Genomic DNA, 7,236 nt, shown 5'->3' with positions numbered 1-7,236 from the left:
AGCCAGTCGGTGAGGGCGGCGGTCAACTCGCGCTGGCCCGGGTCGACGGCGCCCCAGGCGACGTAGCCGTCCGGGCGGATCAGCAGGACGGTGTCGGCGAGCTTGCCGTGCGGGTCGGCGGGGGCGGCGGAGACCATGCGGTCCGCCCAGGGCTCGGCGGCGGCCAGTTCGTCATTGCTGACCAGCACGAACTTCCCGGCGCGCAGCGCCTCGTAGAGCCGCTCGGGGCCGGCCGGCTCGCCCTCGGCGGGCTTGCTCAGCGCGGTCAGCCGCAGGTCCGGGACGCGCTTGCCGACCTGCGGGTGGGCGTCCTTGGGGGCCGGGTAGGAGATGTCGATGCCGGAGACCAGCCGGGCGCCGCGCTCGGTGAGCAGGTCGAGGTGGCTGCCGAGCGCGCTGAGCGCCCCGCGCAGGGCGCGGGTGGGGGCGGACTCGGCGAGCGCGAGCCGGATCAGCGCGCCGGAGGTGCGCAGCACCATCCGGCCGACCGGGTGCCGCTCGCTCTGGTAGGTGTCGAGCAGCGCGTCGGTGGCCCGGCCCCGGAGGGCGGCGGCGAGCTTCCAGGACAGGTTGGCGGCGTCCTGGAGGCCGGTGTTCATGCCCTGGCCGCCGGCCGGGGAGTGGCAGTGGGCGGCGTCGCCGGCCAGGAAGACCCGGCCGGAGCGGTAGTTGGGGGCCTGGCGCTCGTCGCTGTGGAAGGTGGAGCTCCAGCGCACGTCGTGCAGGCCGTAGTCCTCGCCGGTGGTGGCCCGGACGATGGCGGTGAGCTCCTCCGGCGTGGGGGTGGTGCCGTCCGAGCGCTGGGCGTGGCGGTCCCAGGCGATGATCCGGTACCAGCCGTCGCCGAAGGGGGCGATGAAGGAGAAGCCGGCCTCGTTGGCGCCGACGGTGATCGCCTGGGCGGGTTCGTGCTCCAGCCGGACGTCGGCCAGGGAGACGGAGTCCACCACGGACTCACCGGGGAAGGGGATGCCGAGCAGCTCGCGGACGGTGGAGCGGACGCCGTCGGTGCCGACCGCGTACCGGGCGCGGTGGCTCCGCCCGTCCTTCGTCTCCAGGGTCACGCCCTCGGCGTCCTGGTTCAGCCCGGTGACCTCGGCGCCGCGCACGATCACGGCCCCGGCCCGCTCGGCGCGCTCCTGGAGCAGCCGTTCGACGTTGTACTGCGGGGTGATCAGGACGAACGGGAAGCGGGTGGGCAGCGACTGGAGGTCGATGGCGACGCGGTCGAACATCGTCAGCGCGCCGAGCGGGCGGCCGGTGGCGATCAGCTCCTCGGCCAGGCCGCGGGCGTCCAGCAGCTCCAGGCTGCGGGCGTGCACCGCGAAGGCCCGGGTGAGGTTGGACTCGGCCGCCCGCTTCTCCAGGAGGGTGACGCCGACTCCGGCGGCGGCGAGGTCGCCGGCCAGCAGCAGTCCGGTCGGTCCGGCGCCGACGATCAGGACGTCGGTTTCGGTCGTCGGCTTGACGGCCATGTATCAGCTCCCGTTGTTCAGAGGGCGGTTGGACGCCGTTCCCGGCGTTCTCCCAGCCTCCATCATCGCGGGCGCTGTGGAAGGTGTGAACCGCCGGGCCCCCGGTGGCGGACGGCCACCGGGGGCCCGGCTTCACTCGTGGGTCGGGTGTGGGTCAGGCGTGCCGGCGGACCTCCACCGTACGGAACCGGTTGGCGACGAACGCGCCGTCGCAGTAGGCCGAGTTGGCGGCCGGGTTGGCGCCGGTGCCGTGCAGGTCGGAGAAGGCGGCGGTCTGGTTGGGGTAGACGCCGCCGGTGAGGTTGAGCGAGAGCGAGACGCCGGCGTCCAGCGCCGCGTCGACCAGCAGGGCCTCCACCTCGGGCGAGGTGGTGTAGCCGGTGGCCGTCATGGCGCCCTGCTCGCGGACCGTGGTGCGCAGCAACTCGACGGCGGCGGCGGTGGATTCGACGGCGACGGCGAAGGTGACCGGGCCGAAGCACTCGGTGCGGAAGACCGAGCGGTCGTCCGGCTTGTCGGCGTTGAGCTTGACCAGCGCCGGGGTGCGGACGGTCGCGCCGGGGAAGTCGGGCGAGGTCACCGCGCGCGGGGCGAGGGCGAGTTCGCCGTACTCTCCGCCGGCCGCGGCGGCCGAGCGCTGCAGCACGCCCGGGTTGACCACGGCACCGAGGATGGCGGCGGCGCGGGCGTCGTCGGAGAGCAGGCCCTCGATGGCGGCGGCGAGGTCGCCGACGACCTGGTCGAAGGACTTGTCGCCCTGGTCGGTGGCGATGCCGCCGCGCGGGATCAGCAGGTTCTGCGGGGTGGTGCACATCTGGCCGCTGTAGAGCGAGAGCGCGAAGGCCAGGTTGCCCAGCATGCCCTTGTAGTCGTCGGTGGAATCGATCACCACCGCGTTGACGCCGGCCTTCTCGGTGTAGACCTGCGCCTGCCGGGCGTGCTCCTCCAGCCAGTCGCCGAAGGCGGTGGAGCCGGTGTAGTCGATCAGCTTGATCTCGGGCCGCACGGCGAGGGCCTGGGCGACGGTGCCGCCCTCGTGCTCGGCGGCCAGGCAGACCAGGTTGGGGTCGAAGCCAGCCTCGGCGAGTACCTCGCGGGCGGTCCGCACGGTCAGCGCGAGCGGCAGGACGGCCCTCGGGTGCGGCTTGACCAGCACCGGGTTGCCGGTGGCCAGGGAGGCGAACAGGCCCGGGTAGCCGTTCCAGGTGGGGAAGGTGTTGCAGCCGATCAGCAGCGCGAGGCCGCGCGGGACGACGGTGAACTCCTTGGTCATCACCAGCGGCTCGCGCTTGCCCTGCGGCTTGGTCCAGTCGGCGCGCCGCGGCAGCCGGGTCTGCTCGGCGTAGGCGTAGGCGACGGCCTCCAGGCCGCGGTCCTGGGCGTGCGGGCCGCCGGCCTGGAAGGCCATGCCGTAGGCCTGGCCGGTGGTGTGCATGACGGCCTGGGCGAACTCGTGGGAGCGGGCGTTGATCCGGTGCAGGATCTCCAGGCTGACGGCGGCGCGCTCCAGCGGGGTGGCGGCGGCCCAGGCGGGCTGGGCGGCGCGCAGCGCGGAGATCAGCGACTCCGGGGTGGCGTGCGGGTAGGTGATGCCCAGCTCGACGCCGTACGGGGAGGCCTCGCCGCCGACCTGGTCGCCGTCGGTGGGGTGGCCGTCGAGGACGAAGGGCTTGCCGAGCAGGGCGTCGAAGGCGGCCTTGCCGTCCGCCGCACCGCTCTCGCCGTACGCCTTCGGGAACTCGGGGTACGGGGACCAGTAGTCGCGCTTGGCGGCGGCGGCGAGCGCGGCGTCCAGGGTGGCCTGGTGGCGCTCGACCAGCTCGCTGACGAGGGGGTGGGTGACCGCTGCGGACATCTGTGCGCTCCTCAGAGGGGAGGACGGGACACGCACAGAGTAACCGAACGATCGGTCGGCTCAAGAGGGTGCGGCGGACGGATCGCGGCAAAAGAACGGGGGGCGCGTCCATACGGGACGCGCCCCCCAGGGGTCGGACGGGGCCGGTCTACGGCACGCCGAGCTCGAAGATCACGTATCCGGCGTACCAGCCCGAGGCCACCGCGCCGGAGCCCAGCACGGCGGCCAGCACCGGCCAGCTGAGCTTGCGCATCCCCACCGCGAGCGCGATGAACAGCGGGAACGCCGGCAGCAGGTAGCGCGAGACGTTGCCGAAGATGCCCAGGCTGCCGAGCACCGAGACGATCGTCGCCAGGGTGTAGGCGGTCAGCACCAGCGGCGGGCGCAGCCGGACGAGCAGCACGATCAGCACCGGCAGGCTGAGCACGATCAGGGTGGCCAGGAGGTCCGGCACCGGGAAGGCGAAGGGGTAGTCGTTGCGGCCCAGCAGCACCCCGCGGATCGCGTGCCAGGTGCCCTGCCCCCAGTCGAAGTAGTGCAGCCAGGCGTCGTGCTGCAGCCGGAAGTAGCCGCCCCACTCGCCCGTCCGCCAGCCCACCCAGGCCACGTAGCCGAGCAGGCCGATCGGGGCCAGCAGCATCGCGGCCAGCGGGCGCAGGACGCCGCTCTCCCGCCGGTACAGCTCGACGATCGCGGCCAGGCCGACCGCGCCGATCAGCGCCGCCGAGGTCGGACGGTTGAGCCCGGCGACCAGGGTGATCACCCCGGCCGCGATCCACTGCTTGGTCATCACGAAGTAGCAGGCCCAGGCGGCCAGCGCGACGAACAGCGAGTCCGAGTAGACCGCCCACTCGGCGCCCGAGCCCGGCGCGATCGCCCAGATCCCGGCCGCGATCACGCCCGCCCGGGGGCCGGACATCCTCTCCACCACGGCGTAGATCCCGGCGGCCGCGAACAGCGAGGCCACCACCGAGACCAGCATCCCGGCGCCGTACAGGCCGAGGCCGGTGACGTCCGAGGTCAGCCGCATCAGGCCCGGGTAGAGCGGGAAGAAGGCGGCCGAGTTCTGCTCGACGTTGAAGCCGACCGGTCCGTTCGGGATCGCGACCAGCGCCGGGTGGTAGCCGAACTGCGCGACCTGCTGGTACCACCAGCCGTCCCAGCTGGCCACCACGTCCCAGGGGTTGGCGCCGCCGCCGAACCGGGCCGGCTTGGTGGCGTAGTCGCCGGCGAAGGTGAGCAGCTTCATGAAGACGGTGAAGCCGATCAGCTTCAGCACCGCGTAGCACCACACGGCAGGCCCGAAGCGGACCACCAGGGCCCGGCCGCGCTCCTGCCAGCCCTGCGGGACGTCCTCCGGGCCGCCGCTGCGCTGTTCGGGCACGTCGGAGGCGACTGCCGGTATTGCGTTCATCAGCCGTGGACCCCAGCCTGCTGGACGTGGACGATCGTCCGCAGAGTCTAGGCGGTCCGCCCCCGCCCTGGCATGGACCAATCTGACCGGATCGGACCGGAGCGGGCCGCGGCGGGACCGGCCGACCCGATCGCGTACCGCGTACGGCGGCCGGGGATACTCGGAGGATGGCCGATCACACCACGCGCACCGCCTACACCGTGGAGTCACTGCTCGCGGTGACCGTCGACGTGTTCAACGAGCGCGGCTACGACGGCACCTCGATGGAGGACCTGTCCCGGGCGGCCGGGATCTCCAAGTCCTCCATCTACCACCACGTCCGCGGCAAGGAGGAGCTGCTGCGGCTGGCCGTCGGGCGGGCGCTGGACGGGCTGTTCGCGATCCTGGCCGAGCCGGCCGCGGTCGAGGGCCCGGCGGTGGAGCGGCTGGAGCACGTGGTGCGGCGCACCACGGAGGTGCTGCTGGCGGAGTTGCCGTACGTGACGCTGCTGCTGCGGGTGCGCGGCAACACGGCCACCGAGCAGTGGGCACTGGAGCGGCGGCGGGACTTCGACCACCAGGTGGCCGAGCTGCTGCGGGCGGCGGTGGCGGACGGCGCGCTGCGCGCGGACGTGGAGCCGCGGCTGGCCACCCGGCTGCTGTTCGGGATGATCAACTCGATCGTGGAGTGGTACCGACCGGGCCTCAAGGCGGCCGACGGCGTGGCGGACGCGGTGGTCCACCTGGCCTTCGACGGGCTGCGGGCCCGCTGACCCCTTGGGTCATCCGCTGACCCCTCGAGTCAGTCCGGGGGGACCTGGTCGGTCTCCTCGAAGATCAGCATGGTCCTGGTGCCCAGCACCTGCGGGATGGACTGGATGCGGTTCAGCACCAGCTCCCGCAGGGCCCGGTTGTCGGCGGTGTGCACCAGCAGCAGCACGTCGAAGTCCCCGCCGACCAGGGCGATGTGGGCGACCCCGGGCAGTTCCAGCAGCTGCTCGCGCACGGTGCGCCAGGAGTTCTGGACGATCTTCAGGGTGATGTAGGCGGACGCGGCCTGCCCGGCCCGTTCGTGGTCCACCCTGGCGGTGAAGCCGCGGATGACGCCGTCCTCGACCATCCTGGAGATCCGGGCGTACGCGTTGGCCCGGGACACGTGCACCCGCTCGGCCACCGAGCGGATGGAGGCGCGACCGTCCTGCTGCAGCAGCCGCAGGATCGACCGGTCGACCCGGTCGAGTCTGGACATCTGTTCAGCCGACATGACCCCCCACCCCCACCGATTGGACGCACTGCCACCAGTCGACCGCCGCTCAGGCCGAATGTCCACCACCTTGTCACGCTTCTGGTCAAGATGAACAGACGACCGAACAATCGGTAGGGAGCCCCCGAGACCCCTGGAGGTGCCCCGAGATGACCGTTCTCGACCACAGACACCACACGGGCGTGCCCGGCTGGCTGCCCGGGGCCACCGCCCCGCGCACCGATCCGGCCCCGCTCCTGCCGGACGTCTCCCCCGTCCGGGTGCTCGGCACCCCCGGGCTGGAGAAGTACGACCCCGCGCTGCTGCGCGAGCTGTACCGCCGCCTGGTCGTCGGCCGGCGGTACAACCAGCAGGCCACCACCCTCACCAAGCAGGGCCGCCTCGCCGTCTACCCGGCCTCCACCGGCCAGGAGGCCTGCCAGGTCGCCGCCGCGCTGGTGCTCGGCGAGCGCGACTGGCTCTTCCCCAGCTACCGCGACACCCTCGCCGTGGTCTCCCGGGGCGTCGACCCGCTGGAGGCGCTGACCCTGCTGCGCGGCAACGCCCACACCGGCTACGACCCGCGCGCCAGCCGCACCGCCCCGCTCTGCACCCCGCTCGGCACCCAGGCCCCGCACGCCGTCGGGCTGGCGCACGCCGCCCGGCTGCGCGGCGAGCCGGTGGTCGCGCTGGCCATGCTCGGCGACGGCGGCACCAGCGAGGGCGACTTCCACGAGGCGCTGAACTTCGCCGCCGTGCTCGGGGCCCCGGTGGTCTTCCTGGTGCAGAACAACGGCTACGCGATCTCCGTCCCGCTCAGCGCGCAGTCCGCCGCGCCCACCCTGGCCCACAAGGCCGTCGGCTACGGCATGCCGGGCCGGCTGGTGGACGGCAACGACGCGCCCGCCCTGCACGGCGTGCTCACCGAGGCGGTCGAGCGGGCCCGCCGCGGCGACGGCCCGACCCTGGTCGAGGCGCTGACCTACCGCATCGAGGCGCACACCAACGCCGACGACGCCACCCGCTACCGCACCGAGCCCGAGGTGGCCGCCTGGCGGGAGCACGACCCGATCCTGCTGATGGAGCGTTCGCTGCGCGAACTCGACCTGCTGGACGACCGGTTGGTGCAGGAGGCGGCGGACGAGGCGGAGGCGCTGGCGGCCCGGATGCGGGCCGAGTTCCACGCCGACCCGGAACTCGACCCGATGGCGCTGTTCACCCATGTCTACGCCGAGCCGACCCAGCAACTACGGGAGCAGGCAGCCCAGTT

At 73.1% G+C, this 7,236-nt stretch carries 6 protein-coding genes; 2 read left to right on the top strand and 4 right to left on the bottom strand.

Translation table 11 applies throughout. The features are described from left to right. From J0670_RS24905 to J0670_RS24895, 3 genes are all read right to left on the bottom strand, one after another. Window positions 1-1,475 (bottom strand): FAD-dependent monooxygenase (locus tag J0670_RS24905; protein ID WP_207813895.1); only part of this gene is annotated, 1,475 nt, incomplete at its 3' end. Between the two features lie 154 nt (window positions 1,476-1,629). Then, a complete protein-coding gene (gene paaN / locus J0670_RS24900; RefSeq protein WP_207813894.1) occupies window positions 1,630-3,330 on the bottom strand; it encodes a phenylacetic acid degradation protein PaaN in 1,701 nt (566 codons plus the stop codon). Between the two features lie 148 nt (window positions 3,331-3,478). Next, window positions 3,479-4,744: a glycosyltransferase family 39 protein gene (locus J0670_RS24895; protein WP_207813893.1), complete on the bottom strand. Its 1,266-nt coding sequence runs from the start codon at window positions 4,742-4,744 to the stop codon at window positions 3,479-3,481. 167 nt (window positions 4,745-4,911) lie between these two features. On the opposite strand from J0670_RS24895, the gene J0670_RS24890 reads away from it, so the two are divergent. Further along, the gene (locus J0670_RS24890) at window positions 4,912-5,496 is read left to right on the top strand and encodes a TetR/AcrR family transcriptional regulator (protein ID WP_207813892.1); all 585 of its coding nucleotides are present in this window, start codon (window positions 4,912-4,914) and stop codon (window positions 5,494-5,496) included. A 29-nt stretch (window positions 5,497-5,525) separates the two neighbouring features. Here the strand turns inward: J0670_RS24890 and J0670_RS24885 are convergent, their stop codons facing one another. Continuing rightward, complete coding sequence (locus J0670_RS24885) at window positions 5,526-5,972, bottom strand: Lrp/AsnC family transcriptional regulator (RefSeq protein ID WP_207813891.1); 447 nt, start codon at window positions 5,970-5,972, stop codon at window positions 5,526-5,528. Window positions 5,973-6,136: 164 nt separating this feature from the next. Between J0670_RS24885 and pdhA the strand changes: the two genes are divergently transcribed. Continuing rightward, the coding region (gene pdhA, locus J0670_RS24880; RefSeq protein ID WP_207813890.1) for a pyruvate dehydrogenase (acetyl-transferring) E1 component subunit alpha at window positions 6,137-7,236 on the top strand (1,100 nt) is incomplete at its 3' end.

The organism is Streptomyces sp. FH025 (assembly GCF_017427025.1).
Lineage (GTDB): Bacteria > Actinomycetota > Actinomycetes > Streptomycetales > Streptomycetaceae > Kitasatospora.
Note: the sequence above shows the minus strand (reverse complement) of the source record. Positions and strands in the feature narration are given on the sequence as shown.